This is a genomic window from Ruminococcus sp. 210702-SL.1.03, assembly GCF_020559915.1.
Taxonomy (GTDB): Bacteria; Bacillota; Clostridia; order Oscillospirales; family Ruminococcaceae; genus YE71.
In genome coordinates this window covers 26,822-43,464 of record NZ_JAJCLZ010000013.1, presented here as the reverse complement: position 1 = coordinate 43,464, position 16,643 = coordinate 26,822, and the positions used below count along the sequence as shown (strand labels likewise).

The window sequence follows — 16,643 nt, the reverse complement described above, 5'->3', positions numbered from 1 at the left end:
AGAAAAATATGGTGGGTTTTCTTTTTTTACAGTGTGTAGATCGTTTTGCTCATGAAAACAATGTAAACAAGCAGCCTATGTTTAATATTTGAACATATATTTTTCACTATGCACAAATCGAAAACGCTTTTTTAGACACATCTTACAAAAAGCGCTGAGTTATTTTGTTTTTTATGTGTATTGACAACGATTACAATATGTTTTATAATTTATGTATGGTTTATTGTACATGAAACTGTGTTATTCAGTTTTACCATAACGTATTTTTTAGAGAAAGGATCCATTCTTATGAAATTTAGAAAGATAGCCGCCCTCACAGCGGCTTTAATGTGCGTATGCAGTGCCGCAGGCTGCGGAGGTTCTTCAAAAAATGATTCGGCAGTTACTACTGTAAAAAAAGTAGCGGTAAATGACACTGATCTTATCGAAGATATTCCTGAGGACGCCGACCACGAGATACTTTGGATGGGTACATACGACCTCAATCCCCAAGAGGGGCAGGACAAGAGCGTAGAGATGACCCTTTTCAACAACAAGGGAGGCAAGGTAAAATACAGCCAGGTTATCGACAGCGAAAAGTTTGACAAGCTTGCTGCTGCTATCATGTCTAAGAAAGACGTGCCTGACATATTTAAGTATGAGTGGCTCGCTTTTCCCTGTCAGATAGTTAAGGATATGTACCAGCCTGTTGACAGCATAGTTGATTTCGATTCCGACCTATGGAAAGATACTAAGGATTCTGCTGACCAGTTCGTACTTAACGGTGAGCATTATGTAGCGCCTATCAGCTTCTCAGTCGGAACTCTTATGATGTATGATTACTCAGTTATCGAAAACGAAGGTCTTGACGATCCGTACGAGCTTTATCAGAACGGCGAGTGGAACTGGGATACATGGTACGATATGATGAATACTTTCTGCTCTAACGCAACTGACGGACAGACAAGATATGGTATTAACGGCTGGTTCCAGACTCAGCTTATCCAGCAGACCGGCAAGACCATGATAAATTACGATAAAGAAACCAATACTTTTGTTTCCAATCTCAGCGACCCTGACATCGAGCGCGCAGAGAATCTGCTGTACGATATAGGTAAAAAGGGATTTGTAGATACAGACTGGAAGGGCAACGCAAACAACGCTCTTAAAGATGGTAATACACTCTTCTATTGCATGGGTACATGGGCTATGACCGGCAACAACGGTCCTAAAGAAGGCGACGACTGGAGAGTAGTTCCTATCCCATCTGATCCTAACACCGATGAAAAGTACATGACTTCCGATATGCTCGCTTATATGTGGGTAAAGGGTTCTACCAAGAGCGAAGCTGTAAAGACATGGTACGAGTGCTGCCGCATTGCCAATACTGACGCTACATATCGTGAAAACGGCAAGGAAAAATTCCTCAACGCAAATCCCGCATGGACAGAGGATATGTATCAGGTATTCCTCGACGCTTCTTCGACCGAGTACAAGCAGGTATTTGACTACGGCTACGGCATTTCGGGCACACTTTCTGACGATAACTCTAACGAGGACGGAAACTCTATCACAAGAAAACTTTATGAGTTCACCAACAAGACTGACGACAGCGGTCACCAGTACACATGGAGCGAACTGAGAGAGACCTACTCCGCTACGGTAGATACCGAGCTGAAAGCTATCAACGAAGCTATCAAGACATATATCTCTAAGCAGGGCAACTGATAAATTTTGAAAGGAAGATATTCAGATGAAGAATTACAAGCGCGTTATCGCAGGAGCTTTTGCTTTGGCAATGGCACTTTCCGCTGCTTCCTGCGGAAGCAAAAAGGAAGATAAAGATTCCTCAAGCTTTGAAGCTACCAACAATGTAAAGGTAGAAGACGATGAAAACATCTCCGCTATTCCTGATGGCTCGGCTACCGAGCTGCTTTACCTCGGCGAGGGAGATCTTAACCCCACCGCAGGCAATCCCGAAACATCTACCGAGCTTACTCTTTTCCAGAAGAGAGGCGGCTCGATAAAGTACAGCGCTACTACTCACGATGAGCGTTTCGACAAGCTTGCAGCTGCTATAACAGCAAATAAGGATGTACCCGACATCTTCAAGTATGAATGGATAGCGTTCCCCTCGCAGATAGTACGTGAGATGTATCAGCCGATAGACTCCATAGTAGACTTTGAAAGCGATCTTTGGTCGCCAACCAAGAACGTTGCAGACCAGTTCGTACTCAAGGGTGAGCACTATGTTGCTCCCGTAGGCTACGAAGCTTCCGCTATGCTATGCTACGATAATTCCGTTATCGAGTCTGAGGGTCTTGACGATCCTTACCAGCTCTATCTCGATGGTGAGTGGACATGGAGCGCATGGGAAAACATCATGACCGACTACGTTGGCAACGCTTCCGATACTGAGCGCTACGGCGTAAACGGCTTCTTTAAGAACCATTTCGTTCAGCAGACCGGAAAACGTCTTGTTGAGTACGATGCAGATTCAAATACTTTTGTAAACAACCTGAAAGACCCCGACATCGAAAAGGCAGAAAATATGCTTTACGATATGAATAAGAAGGGTCTTATACTCGGCGGCTGGATAGGCTCTGCAAGCGATTGCTTCTCGCAGAATTGCCTCTTCTACGCTATGGGCGACTGGGCTTACACAGGCAACAGCGGTCCTAAGGAAGGCGACAACTGGGCTATCGTGCCGATACCCGCAAGCGACGATAACCCGCAGAAGATCACTACTTCAAACATGACGGCTTATATGTGGGTAAAGGGTTCTGACAAGGCTGACGCTGTAAAGTGCTGGTTTGAGTGTAACCGCGTTGCCAAGACTGATCCTAAGTACGCTGAGACCAACAAGGAAAAATTCATGGAGAACAATCCTTACTGGACTGAAGAAATGTACAATGTACGCTCAGACGTCATTTCCGACGACTACATGATGATCTTCGACTACATATTCGGTATCTCCAACACCCTCGGCGACGAGAAATCCTTCGATGGAAACCAGAAGCTTGCCGACTACATCTACGGCGCTGTTGCAAGCACCGATGAGGATGGCAACCAGCCTACATGGGCACAGATCCGCGAGCAGTACTCCGCTACTGTTGATTCTGAGATCAAGGATATGAACAAGCGTCTTTCTGAGCTTAATCAGTAAATTTCATTAGAATTATTTCAAAGCGCTCCGATCTGCTTCGGGGCGCTTTTTATATCCACTTGACACGCCGAAAATATGCTGATATAATTATAAATGCGGATAATTTAATTAAGATAAATTTAAGAATAACGTCCACTTGTATTTAAGAATGCGGGTTTAAAATAATAATCGGCGGAGAAAAGGCAAGCCGCCCGAAACAAAGGAGAGCAATAGAGATGGAAAAAATTCAGGTCTTGGTGACAGACGACGACAGAGATATTGTAAAGGCGATAGCAAAGCTGCTTGAGCTCGAGGGATACTCGGTTATAAAAGCCTACGATGGCTTAGAGGCGCTTGAAGCGCTTGCTGAGAACCCCGAGATAAAGCTGGTTATAATAGATATAATGATGCCAAATCTCGACGGTCTGTCTGCAATAATGAAGATCAGGGAAAAGAGAAATATTCCTGTGCTCGTGCTTTCGGCAAAGTCGGAAGAGAGCGACAAGGTCCTTGGTCTTTCAATTGGCGCAGATGATTACATTACCAAGCCTTACAGCCCTTCAGAGCTGGCTGCGAGAGTTAAATCAAGTATTAGACGTTACACATCTCTCGGCAGCGAATCTGCAGAATCAAAAACGGATGTTATCACAGTTGGCGGGCTGGAGTATGATATAAATGAAAAGACTCTGAGCGTAGATGGAGAGCCTGTTCGACTTACCGCCAAAGAGCTAAAAATAATCGAGCTTTTTATGAAGAATCCCGGCAGGGTATTTTCTGCCGAGCAAATTTACACCAATGTATGGAATGAAGAAGCTTTCGCGGTCGAGAACACCGTAATGGTGCACATTCGCCACTTGCGCGAAAAGATCGAGATCAACCCGAAAAATCCGAAGTACATAAAGGTGGTATGGGGGGTAGGATACAAGCTTGAAAAAAATCATTGAGAATATAAAGAGAAATAAGCTGCGTTCTTCCTTTGCTCTCATCGCCGCGCTTTCTGCTGCGGCGGCTGTCGCCATACAGCCTTTGGCATCTAACGCCAGATACTTTTATGCAAGCGCGGACGACGAAGGAGCTTTTTCAGATTACGCTACCGAGGGCGACAGCGATATGACGCCCAAAGAGAAAGGACAGTTTCGCGCCAATATATGTCGCAACGCCGTTTATTCAGACCTTTGTACGTTGGGCACTATCTACCTTAGCAACTGCTCTAAAGGCGCTTACAAAGGCACTCCGACGCTATACGAACAGATGTATCAGTCGCTTTCAAACTTTGATATGAAAGCCTCGGACGTTTTCGGCATAAAAAACGCGAGCAGCAGGGGAGTAAACGTAGACCAGTCGCACTACAATATAACAAATATCGACAGCAGCTACTTTTACTTTTACGTTGAGTACGATGGCGAATATCTTACAAACATAGAGGGTGTAGACGAAATGAGCGAAAAAAATCGTCTTGCCAATATCATGAATATGTACGATAAAAGCTATTATCTGCGAGAGAACAACAAGATAAAGACAAAGCCGCTGCATGACGAAAGCGGCTTAGGCAAAACGGAAGTTTATTATACAGAAGCAGATCAGGACAGCTCAGACAAGCTGACTTCGGAGTACATTGACTCGGACAAGCTGATGCTGGGCGCGGCTAATAAAGACTTTATCGACAGATATACTATTTGCTTTTCACCAAGCGGCGATAACGTGCTTTACAGCTATCCGAATGATTCCAGCGATTATAATTCGTATTTGCGTCTTGACGATGATACCGGCGAGCTTTATTACGATGAGGACTCCGTGATGTACGAATACGGTGACCTTGAGGACGCAGATGGCAGTTACCAGACCGTAACGACTTCGCAGATCACGATGTATCCCGGGTCAGCAGAATACAAAAAAGCCTGCTCGCAGGAGGGTGGCGCGCTGAATAAATTTGGCGTATGGACTGACCTTGAGAGCTTTCCGAATTATTATTTTGAGTCACTAGATACCTCGAAACTGACAGTATTCATGTCGCCGAAAACTGACATAGCTACGACCTCGGCGGCACTGATAACGAAATATCAGAAACAATACGACATACTCAACGTAGTGTGGATATGCCTGAGCATACTCAGCATAGGTTCGGCGCTGACATTTGCGATAATCACCGCGGCTCGCAAGGCTGAAAAGTACAAGGACGATCAGATCACATTTTTCGACCGCCTTTTCAAACCCGACTTTTCCGCATTAGCGATAGTGGCAGGCGTAGTATTGCTATGCTTATCTATATCATACGGATTTTCATATTACGGCTTTCAGGTATCGCCATTACAAACGAGCCTGCCGGCGCTAATATCTTTCCTAAGCTTCATGATCTGCTTGATAGCTTATGACAAAAATGTCAAGATCATAAAGACGCACGTCAAAGGGAGTGGCAGACCTCGGCTTTTGCTGAACGTGATAAACGACCGCACGCTGCCTCTTCGCAAACGCATAGAAGAAAAAAAAGCGAACATCGGCATAGTAAAAAGCTACCGAAAGCTCAGCATAAAAACGAAGTACATTATCCACAGCATAATAACAGTCGCGGTCGCTTCGATAATATGGCACATAGCCTATTTTGACATAAGTTTGCCGATATACGCATTCTACGTCGTGCTTCTGCTGACGTTTGCGAGTTTTGTTGGCTATACGGCAAAGCTTATCCGCGACATTATGAAGCTTGACCGCCAGCTTGATGAAATACTTGACGACAGCGACAACACAATGGGCAAATGTGAACCTATTCTGAAAGAAAGCTCAAAACTTTATTCGCTGGACAAAAAGCTGTCCGAAGTATCCAACAGGGCAGAGCTGGCAGTAGATAAGCAAGTGCAGTCAGAAAAACTAAAGGTAGAACTTGTCACAAACGTTTCGCACGACCTAAAAACTCCGCTGACCTCGATAATCAGCTACATTGACCTACTGAGCAAGACCGACTTGCCCGACGAAGCGCAGGACTATGTAAAAGTACTCAGCCGCAAGGCCAACAAGCTGCGCGATATAGTTTCAGATGTATTCTCGTTGGCGAAAGCTGCGAGCGGCGTGGAGATCTCGATGCAGCGCCTTGACCTCGCGATATTAGTTCGCCAAGTTATCGCCGACAACGAGGACAAAGTTCTGCAATCGGAAAAAGAGCTGCGTATCGACATTGCCCCAAATCACGCTCCTATCATGGGCGACGGTGCAAAACTTTACCGTGTGATACAAAATCTGCTAGACAACGCGCTGAAATATTCGATGGATTACACGCGAATTTACATTACTCTTAGCGAGAACGACGACCGCTATTTGCTAAGCGTAAAGAACGTTTCGTCATACGAAATGAAGTTTTCGGCCGGCGAGATCACAGAGCGCTTTACACGCGGTGATAAATCCCGCAGCGACGGAGGAAGCGGTTTGGGACTATCCATCGCAAAATCCTTCACAGAGGCTTGCGGCGGCGAGTTCAGCATAAACATTGACGGTGACGTATTTGCCGCGCTTGTAAAGTTCGACAAACTCACCGAGCAAGAAACCGCAAATGACCAGCTGACAGACGATGAAAGCGACATTACGCAAACATAATTAGACCATTTTTTTCACAAAGCTTGTATTGACATCAGGTGATTATTATGTTATAATAAAAACAGATAAATTGCCAAGCGGCGAAAGGATGACATATTGTGGAAAAATATTCAAAGAAAAAATCATTCTGGACACTCACCGGCGCACTTCTGCTCGTGATAGCTTCTATCGCTCTGCTTTTTTACAAGTATTTTGAGGATAAAGCGCATTATGAAAAGTGGAAAGATTACGAAGAGTGCGGTATATGAGCAATAAAACAAACGGCTGTGCAGCAAAATGCACAGCCGTCTTTTATTTTACAGCGTAAAGTATAGTGTCCCACGCGGGGTAATATGGGGTCTGCCGCAGATAAAGTCGGTGGTTCGGCAGCAGTTTGTGAACGTACTCAGTCAGCTCCAGCATATCATACGGACGGTGATATACCGATACCGCAAGCTTCGGATGAAAGCGCGTTATCGTCTTTTCAGAGCCTGCCAGAGCCTCACGCTCAGCGCCCTCGACGTCATACTTTATCAGTGTACATCCGCCGCTTCTGACCGCAGAATCAAGCGTTTTGGCGGCGATAAGCGTGCCCTTGTCGCCGACCTTAGACTGTCTGCCAGAACTTTGGCTGAACCGTTGCTGCCCACAGGTGCACCATGCACAGGCGTTTATCATAGTGATATTATCGTACTTCATCAGCCGCCGCACACACTTTCTAAAATTGCGCTTGTCAGGCTCGAAAGTGTAAATGCGCTTGTACTTTCCGCCAACGCTTTGGATAAACTCTTCCGCCGTGTCGCCGGTGTAAGCACCGAGGTCTGCGTATATTTCGTCATCGCCAAGAGCGATAATATCTGACGTCTTGTCGCTGCTGAAAAAGTTATCCAAAAATGAAATATCGCCCGTCATCTTGAATTTCAGCACGTTTATAAACGTTTGTACAGAAAGATCATCTGCAAATAATTTGCTCATATTCTGAACATCAGTAAACATTTCGAGCAATCCACGCTTTGAGAACAGCTCATCACCCGCAACAGGCAGATCGGGAAAAACAAGCTTATGTTTTGCTGCAATGTCCCTTATCTGCCGCATAACATCGGGCAGGGAACTTCCGAAAGCACAGCAGACCACTATATCGCCCAGGCGTTGTTCTATTTGTGAAAGCGTTTCAACTTTGTATCCATGAAAAATCTGTCCTCTTGCAAAGCCATCGCTTGCAAAAATGCCGCTACAAAATATGCCGCGCTGTTCAAACTGCTCCAAAATGCGCTCGCAGGCATTGCCCGTACCGTAAATGCAGACGGGCAGAGAAGAGGTCTTTAGCGCTTCCCACGATTCTTGCAGGTCTGTAAAATCTTTAATATCCATATTACTCCGAAAAAACGCCTGCACTAAATGCGCAGGCGTCACGATCACATCGGATCGTAGTCATTAAATTCCATTTCTCCGTGATGCGGTTCTCCGCCGTACATATCTCTGCCGCGGATATTATACTTATCTCTGTTCATGTCGATCTGCTTATCGATCATTTCGAGTACCTTGCGCGCGTTCTTTATCGACTTGATCTCCTTAACAGGCGTGTCAACATCATTTCTGACGTGGAGAACTATCGTAGCACAGCCGAAAATGCGCTGACCGAAAGGCATTACAAGCTTCTTATCGGTGACCTTGTAAAGCTCAAGCTCATCCTCTTCAACGCTCAAGAAACCCTTGCGTGTGATAAATTTCGTTTCCGTAAGAAAATATCTGGTAAAAGACAATGGCAGACCGAAAAGCGTTCTTTTTTTATCAGTCCAGATATAATCAAATAGATCCTTTTTCAAATTAAGCACCCCTTTTTCATTTGTTTGTAGTTTTTTAACGTGCTTTTATTATACCATGTAATTTCCGCCGTGTCAAGCGTGCTTTTGATTGTATTTGAACGAAGCGAACGCAGTTGAAACGATTATTATGTATCCGATTATACTGAAAATGTCAGGTTTGTCAGAAAAGAGTACGAAGCCGATTATAGTCGTAAAGATAAGCTGCGTATAATCGTAGACCGAGATCTCTTTGGCGGGAGCGTAAGTGTACGCTGCTGTGATGGAAAACTGACCGCCGGCAGCCGCAAGACCTGCGCCAAGCAGACAAAGCAGCTGATTAAGCGTCATCGGGTGGTAATCAAGTATCAGCCACGGCAGGAAGAAAAGGCTTGAAAATCCTGAGAAAAAGGCTACTATGAACGGGCCTTTCTCACCGTGATTTCCACAATATCTGACCGCCGTGTAAGCCGCACCCGCTGCGATACCGCCGAAAAGCCCAGCAAATGCGGGCAGCGAAGAAAATCCCGAAAAAGAGGGCTTTATTACAAACAAACTGCCGATGAACGCCACAAGAACCGTTGCGCCTTGAAACGGCGTGAGCTTTTCTTTTAAGAACAAAAATGAGAACAGAACCGCGAAAAACGGCGACATTTTGTTGAGCATCGAAGCGTCGGAAAGCACCAGATGATCTACCGCGTAAAAGTTGCCGACGATTCCCAGCGCGCCGAGCGAGGAGCGTATCAGCAGGGCAGGGAGGTTCTTTTTATCGTGACATTTCAATGGTATGTGCATCTTTTTCAGCATTATCAGCGCGAAAAACAGCGCAACGAAATTTCGGAAAAACGCCTTTTGCATAGACGGCAGGTCGCCCGCGAGTCGCACGAACGTGCTCATCCACGCGAAGCAGAACGCCGAACAGATTATGCAAATTATACCGTAAAGGCGCTTGTTTTTACTCTCAGCCATTTACATCGCCGCCAGTCATTTGCTTGTGTTCTTTTTCAAGTTCGTCGATAAGATGCGCCACCGACCAGTTACGGTTGTTAGGCGTGTACATGGCTTTCAGATCAACATTTGCCCGCACTTTATTAAGCTCGTCCAAAAAATTATTTAGCGCGGCTCTGTCAAAGCCTGCAAAAAGCAAAAATTCTGCGTTGCTGTCAGCATATTTGCCTTTATCCGAACACTCAGCCGAGGTTTCTCCAAGCGCTGCTGAGACGGCAATCTGCTGATCTTCGACCGTTATCACGTCAGCCGAAAACTTCTGCGAAGTATTTTGCAATGCCGAGAGATTCTGACCCGACAGATTAGCGGCAAGAACTTTCGGTCTGCTCTTTTTAATTATAGCTTTCAAATCATACCATATCCTTTTTCAGATTTTACATTTTTATTATACCACTTTCTCATGCAAAATACAATAGCAGATTGAGTATTTCATTCTCTGACCGGTTTCTTATAAAGAAATACAACTGCCACTATCAAAATAGCAGCCAGCATCACCCACTGCACATAATTATCAAGAATCATAAAAAGCGGCGAATCGTTCCAGTCAGATATGAATATTGATATGTTTAAAAAAATATTCGTAAAGAAATGGATAATGGCTGCTACAAGTATGTTATGTGTATATAAATACACAGATGCGAATGCAAATCCCCATACTCCTGTTGTAATAAATCTGTATACAGCTTGTTCCAAAGAACCACATTCAACGGCGTGTGCCATACCAAATATCATCATGCTTATGCCCGCATATAAAAGTCTTCTCTTAAACGTGGCGCTTGATCCTTGATAATATCCTTCGCAAACAAACGCTCTAAAAGTAAGTTCTTCCCATAAGCCAGTCGCAAGTTGCATAAAAATAAGACATGTAGCAACTATCGGCATGGTTGTATTTAACCAGGTCTTTGCTCCTATAACTGTATATGTAATGACATCGAACATCACATAAAGAAGCATAGCAGAGCAAGCAGGAATAGCTTCTTTAAAGCTATTTACATTGAGGATACTTCTAATGCTGTCTTTCTTATATAATTTTACAAATATAATAAGCTCGGTAATGAAAAAAAGTATTCTTTGAACGCTTTTCATCATATACCCTAAAGCCCCATCAAAGTTGTTATTTATCAAATGTGATGTGTAGTAAAGCAATAATAAAAACAACATAGACAAGATAATACCTATAATCCTTTTGCTTTTTTTCATAATGGTCTCCATTTTTTTATTTACAAATTACGATTTATCATAACATCATCATAGCGTTAGCTAACCCCTGTGGATTATCAAGATTGACCTCGTGCCCCGAATTGCTAATAGTAATGAATTTTGCATTTGGCAGCTCTCTTGCAAGCTTTATTGCCGCTTTTTTATTAACATTATCCTTTTCGCCGCATATGATAACCACAGGACAATTCACATTGTTAAGACTGTTTGTGAAATCTATATCCATCATCGAATTTGTCAACGTGATAAAATCTTTTTTCTTCAAATCAATATCCTTGAACTGGCTTTCCGGTATAAATTTGAACAGCACATTTTGTACCTTAAGAAGAAATTTCGGCATATTATACTGCGGTGCAATAAGAATAAGAGAGTTTACCCTATGTGGAAAGTCGACAGCGTAATTAAGAGCAAGCACAGCACCGAGCGAAAGTCCACAGAGATCAAGTGGTTCAGGAAACCTATTACAGTATCTACAAAATAAAGAATACAATTCGCTGTAATTACAGTTACCCTCGCTAAAAAAATTGCTTAACTCAGGACAGACAGTTTCTGCTGTATCAGGGAGATAGGAAATCGTTTTGTCCCAGCTCGAAGCGTTCTGTCCCATTCCGTGTAGAAGGATGTATTTCATTGTAAAACCTCACAAATTCCGATTTGTTTAATTTATATCCTCATTATATCACTTTCTCATGTAAAATACAATAGCAGATTAGTCGAATACGATAAAATATCATTATATCGGTGTTACTACGGTGTGATTTACACGAGATTCCACGGTTTTTCACAGCATTTCAGTCGATTTAAAACAATTTGTTAAAAACAAAAATACCGCCGAAATCCTTGAATTTGCTGGATTTCTGCGGTATTTTACGTGGAGCTAAGGGGAGTCGAACCCCTGACCTCTTACATGCGAAGCAAGCGCTCTACCAACTGAGCTATAACCCCATATTTTTAATACTTATTTATTATAGCACAAAAAATATGCGAAGTCAATAGCCAACAGTATTTGTTCATAAAAAATTAAGAGATTTAAGAGGAAAGTTCGAGAGAACCTGCCATCTTCTCATACGCCTCGACAACTCTGCCAAACGATCCATCGTTATCGAGCGCTGAAAGGATCATGCAGTGCGAGGTATCTTCATCGGTGATTATATAACGCGTTTTGCATACTACCGGCTCAGCATCTTCATCGCTGTCAGTGTTTGTAAGAGCAGAAGAAATGGTCGTTATAACGTCGTAATAATTTGCATCAACCCCGCTGACCTTCATCGAGCCGGTTTCAGAAATTTTATAATCGGTATAATATCCATAATCAAGATAATTATCAAAATAGCTCTTAACGGTTTTCTTAGTGACCTTGCCATTGTCCGAATCAAAAACATTTTCCGTTTCTACGATCGCGATAGACTCATCATAATTGATCTCATCGTCAGAATCAGCCTGCTGGAGAAGCATAGGTGAACCGAAACTTGTATCGGCAAACCAACCCTCAGGAATGTCGAATTTCAATCCATCGGCATCGTACTTGTCATAAATGTAATTGGCGGAAGCTTCGTCTTCGGCTGTATCGTCATCCTCATCGGCATATGCGTAGAGATTCATCTTCGTGCCGTCGTCAGCCAAGTAATAAGGCGTACCATCAGACGAAAGATAAACGTCGAGCTTTTTATCAATGGATTTAGCGGATGAGGAATCAGCATTGCTCGAATTTGTTTTTGCGGTTTCTGATTTGCTGCAGGCACTCATGGACATAAGCATGAGTAAAGCAGCACAGATCAGTGCTGCGGATTTAGTTGATCTCATAATTCTGACCTTTCATTTTGATTTTCTTTAATTATAGCATATTTCGGCGCGGTAATCAAGATAAAAACACATATTGTTAGATGAAAATATAGTGAAAAGGGCTTGACAGGCTTAAAGGAAAGTGGTATAATAGTAATATGCAAAACCGCACTAAATGAAACTTTAGTGCGGTTAAGAGAAGTGATAAAAAGGGGAATTATAAATTGAAGCAAGAATACATTGACGAATGTCCAAATTATCTGCGCGAGTTTTTGACATACATAAAGGTGATCAAAGACCGCGGCGACCGCACCGAAGAGGCTTATTTTCTTGATATACGTTGCTTTCTTAGGTACTTGAAAATACAGCACGGCGACGAGCCTAAAGATTCTGAGTGGGAAAAGATTCACGTGAAAAATGTGCCTCTAGAATATCTCAAAAGCTTCACGCTGATGGACGCTTACAATTACATGAGCTGGCTTAAAACTGAGCGCGGTAACGAAGCTGTAACGCGTGCGCGCAAAACTACGGCACTGAAAGAGTTTTACTCGTATCTCTATAACAAATCGAAGCTGCTTTCTTCCGACCCACTCAGCGAGCTTGAAGTCCCTCGTGTGAAGAAAGCTTTGCCGAAATTTTTGACGCTTGAAGAAACACAACAACTTTTGCGTTCTATCGAGACAAAGCACACCGAACGCGATTACTGCATTATAACGCTTTTTGTAAACTGCGGAATGCGGCTTTCTGAGCTTGTCGGGCTGAATATCGGCGACGTCAGCTTTGAAAATAACACGCTTCGGCTTTTCGGTAAAGGCCGCAAGGAGCGCATCGTGTACATGAACGACGCCTGTGTGAACGCTATCAAAGATTATCTGCCATATCGCAACGCGCTGAATGTTACAACGACTGACGCACTGTTTCTTTCCGCAAAGAAAAACAGGATCTCGAAGCGGCGCGTTCAGGAGATCGTTGAAAACTGCCTTAAAGCTGCCGGACTGCAAAACACGGGCGTGACCACGCACAAACTACGCCACACCGCGGCAACGCTGCTTTATCAGCACGGCGGTGTCGATACGCTGGTGCTGAAAGACATTCTCGGTCACAAAAGCATCGCTACGACCGAGATATACACGCATCTGAGCAGCAGCGAGCTTGAAAAAGCCGCGAAGTCTTCACCGCTAGCTGACGAAAAAATTGATAAAAAATAGAAAAAAGCGAAATGTGAGGGGATATTCAGCACTTCCCTTTACATTTCGCTTTTTATTTACGTTCTTTCAAACCTCAGAATGGTATTTTTAGCAAACTTGCGTTCACTCTTGATATAGAATTTCATTGCCGCGTGGCAAGTACTTTCTATCGGCTCGAATTTTTCATCAAAGATCTCGTCAGTTGAAAGCATTACTGGCGAATTGGCGGGCTCAAGAGCTTCAAGCTGTGTGCCTCGGAGGAACTTATTGCGCTGAACACATTCTATTGCGCCCTTTTCCTCATCGTAACCCGTAACTATCGCAGCAACGTCCCAATCACGGATATAACCGCTATTTTCATAATACTGGCAATCTTTCGGGTGACCGAAGAAAAATCCTGTGCAGTAAGCGCGGTGACTGACCTTGAAAACCTCGTCATGTATCCACGGCGAGAGCTTGAAATTGCTCGGGTTCTGCAAAAACTCGTCCATAGCGCGCCTGTAAGCGTTTGTAATGACCGAAACGTAATAGGAAGATTTAGCCCTGCCCTCGATCTTAAAGCTATCAACGCCTGCCTCAGCAAGCTTGTCGATATGGTCGATCATACAGAGATCTTTGGCATTAAGTATATACGTTCCGCTTTCATCCTCGTAAACGGGATAAAACTCGTTTGGGCGTTTTTCCTCCATCAGATGATAGCCCCAGCGGCAAGGCTGAGCGCAGGCCCCCCTGTTCGCGTCGCGATCTATAATGTACTGCGAAAGCAGACAGCGACCCGAAAAGCTAACACACATTGCGCCGTGAACGAAAACCTCGATCTCAAGATCTTTCGGGGTCTTAGCGCGAATCTCGGCTATTTCTTCAAGCGAAAGTTCACGCGCAAGAACAACACGCTTTGCTCCCATATTGTAAAATTCTGTTGCCGTGGCATAATTTACTATGCCCGTTTGTGTGGACATATGTATCTCCATATCAGGCGCATAGCGCTTTATCATCGCGAAAACGCCGATGTCGTTGGCGATAAGCGCGTCCACTCCGGCGGAACAAGCATCTTTCACAAAACCCTCAAAGCCGACAATTTCACTGTTGCGCGGCAGAGTATTGCAGGTCAAGTAGACACGTTTGCCGATGGCGTGAGCCTTATCACAGGCAATTTTCAGTTCTTCGGCAGTGAAGTTTGGCGAAGCCGCCCTCATACCAAACATTTTTCCGCCTAGGTACACAGCATCAGCGCCGAAATCAAGTGCAGCCTCCAGCCTTTCCATATCGCCTGCGGGAGAAAGCACCTCAAGCGGACGGGTGTATGCAAATTTATTTCCGATAACTGCCATTATTCGCTAAGACCTGCCTTTTTAAGATTTTTCTTATGCTGTTTATAGGTTTCCGCAAAGAAGCTCTCACCGGTTTCGAGATTGTTACAGAAGTAGTAATAATCAGTATCTTCATGATAAAGAACCGCATTTATTGCGTCAAGACCGGGGTTGCAGACAGGGCCTGCGGGAAGTCCCATACATACATATGTATCGTAGCAATTGGTATAATGGTCTATCATCGCGGTGGAGGTTTCGACTTTCTTGATAACTTTCTTGACGTAGTTTTTAGTAGCATCAGACTGAAGAGTTGGGAAAGTGTCGGGGTCGTTCAGACGATTTATAAATACCGAAGCAACGCGCGGCATATCTTCGACCGAGCCGGACTCCCACTGAACGATAGATGCAAGGGTAATTACTTCGTTCAAGTCCATTCCAAGCTCATCCATACGCTTGTACATATCGTCGGTGATTTTTGAAGCAAAGTGTTCTCTTACCGTCTGAGTTACATTGAAAGCGGAGTCGCCGACATAAAACTCATATGTATCTGGGAAGAAATAGCCTTCCATAGCGTAATATGCATCGCTGCTGTGGGTGATCTTCTTGTCAACGTCCATATCAAGGTCGGCGTTGAACTGGAAGAGGAAATCGTCAGCCGAGCAAACGCCCTTCTTCTCAAGCTTTTTTGCGACCTGAAGAAGAGTTGCGCCCTCAGGGATAGTAACGCTTACGGTTTCATAAGACTCGCGCATGGTCGCAAGATTTTCGATAATATCGGGGTAGCTCATGTTTGGGCGAAGAGTGATGTCACCGGGGTAAAGGGCAGCAGGTTTCTTGATCTTGAGCGCCGCCTTAAAAAGATCTTTGTTCGTGATTATATTTTTGCTGACAAGAATATCCGCGATCTCATCGTTATTTGAGCCTTCGGGGATATTAAATGTGATCTCGTTAGCCGTTTTATTTATGCCAAGATATTCCATGCCAAGTGAGATGGCACTGGTAGCAAGAACGATCGAGAGAGAGATAACAACTATTGTAATTGTAAGACCGCCGACTATCGAGCCGTTGAATCTCACGCGCTTTTTCTTTTTGGATTTTTTCTTTTTTTTCTTTTTGCCGCCGGGTTTGCGCTCAGGCGATGAATAATCATTGTGAAATTCAAGGGGAGATGCCTTTTTTTCATCATTTTCAACCGGCTTGTCCGTGATTTCCTCTGCCGAATCTATAATAGGTTCAGCAGATTTTTCCTCAGCCTTTGCAGCTTCTTCTGATTTTTCTTCTTCGATCTCAGAAAAAGCCCTATCGAGCATAGCTTCATGCTTTGTAATACGTTCGTTAGCCACGCGTACCGCCGCTTCATCCTGCTCATTAACGGGCGTTTCAGCAGTTTTGGATTTCTCCTGCTTTGGCGCGTCAGCGTTCGGGGCGGGACGTTTTTTATGTACGGGGTGCTCGTTAGCGTCAGGTCTATTATTCATAGGACGGCGGGGTCTTTCGGCGGAGGACTTCCCTGCACTGCCCTGCGCGGGTCTGCCGTTATGCTGCGATGGAGCGCGTTTCGGCATCTGCATTGCTTTGGAAGCAGAGCCAAAATCTATATCCGGCAGCTTTTTGCTTTCTTTATTTTCCATATATGTATTCCTTTCTT

15 protein-coding genes and 1 tRNA gene are annotated in these 16,643 nt (G+C 44.2%); 6 read left to right on the top strand and 10 right to left on the bottom strand.

Going from position 1 to position 16,643, the window contains the following annotated elements; genetic code table 11:
* Nucleotides 1–288: 288 nt before the first annotated feature.
* The 5 genes from LI114_RS08420 to LI114_RS08400 all read left to right on the top strand — a co-directional run bounded on the left by LI114_RS08420 (nucleotide 289) and on the right by LI114_RS08400 (nucleotide 6,957).
* Nucleotides 289–1,707, top strand: coding sequence for an ABC transporter substrate-binding protein (locus LI114_RS08420; protein WP_227220307.1), 1,419 nt, complete (start codon nucleotides 289–291; stop codon nucleotides 1,705–1,707).
* A gap of 25 nt (nucleotides 1,708–1,732) precedes the next feature.
* On the top strand, nucleotides 1,733–3,145 hold the full coding sequence (locus LI114_RS08415) for an extracellular solute-binding protein (RefSeq protein ID WP_227220306.1): 1,413 nt from the start codon (nucleotides 1,733–1,735) through the stop codon (nucleotides 3,143–3,145).
* A 215-nt stretch (nucleotides 3,146–3,360) separates the two neighbouring features.
* A complete protein-coding gene (locus LI114_RS08410) occupies nucleotides 3,361–4,068 on the top strand; it encodes a response regulator transcription factor (protein ID WP_022127087.1) in 708 nt (235 codons plus the stop codon).
* Nucleotides 4,052–6,709, top strand: a complete 2,658-nt coding sequence (locus tag LI114_RS08405) for a sensor histidine kinase (protein ID WP_227220305.1) — start codon at nucleotides 4,052–4,054, stop codon at nucleotides 6,707–6,709. The genes LI114_RS08410 and LI114_RS08405 overlap by 17 nt, the downstream gene beginning before the upstream one ends.
* Nucleotides 6,710–6,807: 98 nt before the next feature.
* On the top strand, nucleotides 6,808–6,957 hold the full coding sequence (locus LI114_RS08400; RefSeq protein ID WP_022127089.1) for a hypothetical protein: 150 nt from the start codon (nucleotides 6,808–6,810) through the stop codon (nucleotides 6,955–6,957).
* Nucleotides 6,958–7,000: 43 nt separating this feature from the next.
* On the opposite strand, the gene LI114_RS08395 is transcribed toward LI114_RS08400, so the two are convergent.
* From LI114_RS08395 to LI114_RS08360, 8 genes are all read right to left on the bottom strand, one after another.
* Nucleotides 7,001–8,059 (bottom strand): FkbM family methyltransferase, encoded by a 1,059-nt coding sequence (locus tag LI114_RS08395; protein WP_227220304.1) that lies wholly within the window; start codon nucleotides 8,057–8,059, stop codon nucleotides 7,001–7,003.
* A gap of 44 nt (nucleotides 8,060–8,103) precedes the next feature.
* Nucleotides 8,104–8,514 carry a PH domain-containing protein gene (locus tag LI114_RS08390; RefSeq protein ID WP_227220303.1) on the bottom strand — a complete coding sequence of 137 codons (411 nt, stop codon included), beginning with the start codon at nucleotides 8,512–8,514 and terminating at the stop codon, nucleotides 8,104–8,106.
* A gap of 72 nt (nucleotides 8,515–8,586) precedes the next feature.
* Nucleotides 8,587–9,459, bottom strand: a complete 873-nt coding sequence (locus tag LI114_RS08385) for a DMT family transporter (protein ID WP_227220302.1) — start codon at nucleotides 9,457–9,459, stop codon at nucleotides 8,587–8,589.
* Nucleotides 9,452–9,847: a DUF3783 domain-containing protein gene (locus LI114_RS08380; protein ID WP_227220301.1), complete on the bottom strand. Its 396-nt coding sequence runs from the start codon at nucleotides 9,845–9,847 to the stop codon at nucleotides 9,452–9,454. The genes LI114_RS08385 and LI114_RS08380 overlap by 8 nt, the downstream gene beginning before the upstream one ends.
* 80 nt (nucleotides 9,848–9,927) lie before the next feature.
* Nucleotides 9,928–10,698, bottom strand: coding sequence for a CPBP family intramembrane glutamic endopeptidase (locus LI114_RS08375; RefSeq protein ID WP_227220300.1), 771 nt, complete (start codon nucleotides 10,696–10,698; stop codon nucleotides 9,928–9,930).
* 37 nt (nucleotides 10,699–10,735) lie between these two features.
* Complete coding sequence (locus LI114_RS08370) at nucleotides 10,736–11,347, bottom strand: alpha/beta fold hydrolase (RefSeq protein WP_227220299.1); 612 nt, start codon at nucleotides 11,345–11,347, stop codon at nucleotides 10,736–10,738.
* Nucleotides 11,348–11,588: 241 nt separating this feature from the next.
* Nucleotides 11,589–11,661 (bottom strand) — tRNA-Ala (locus tag LI114_RS08365).
* Between the two features lie 84 nt (nucleotides 11,662–11,745).
* On the bottom strand, nucleotides 11,746–12,519 hold the full coding sequence (locus LI114_RS08360) for a hypothetical protein (protein ID WP_227220298.1): 774 nt from the start codon (nucleotides 12,517–12,519) through the stop codon (nucleotides 11,746–11,748).
* Between the two features lie 203 nt (nucleotides 12,520–12,722).
* On the opposite strand from LI114_RS08360, the gene LI114_RS08355 reads away from it, so the two are divergent.
* Complete coding sequence (locus tag LI114_RS08355; RefSeq protein WP_227220297.1) at nucleotides 12,723–13,706, top strand: tyrosine-type recombinase/integrase; 984 nt, start codon at nucleotides 12,723–12,725, stop codon at nucleotides 13,704–13,706.
* 56 nt (nucleotides 13,707–13,762) lie between these two features.
* On the opposite strand, the gene LI114_RS08350 is transcribed toward LI114_RS08355, so the two are convergent.
* Both LI114_RS08350 and mltG read right to left on the bottom strand, forming a co-directional pair.
* Complete coding sequence (locus LI114_RS08350) at nucleotides 13,763–15,016, bottom strand: peptidase U32 family protein (RefSeq protein ID WP_227220296.1); 1,254 nt, start codon at nucleotides 15,014–15,016, stop codon at nucleotides 13,763–13,765.
* Nucleotides 15,016–16,626, bottom strand: a complete 1,611-nt coding sequence (gene mltG, locus LI114_RS08345; RefSeq protein ID WP_227220295.1) for an endolytic transglycosylase MltG — start codon at nucleotides 16,624–16,626, stop codon at nucleotides 15,016–15,018. Before mltG ends, LI114_RS08350 begins: the two co-directional genes overlap by 1 nt.
* Between the last annotated feature and the right edge of the window lie 17 nt (nucleotides 16,627–16,643).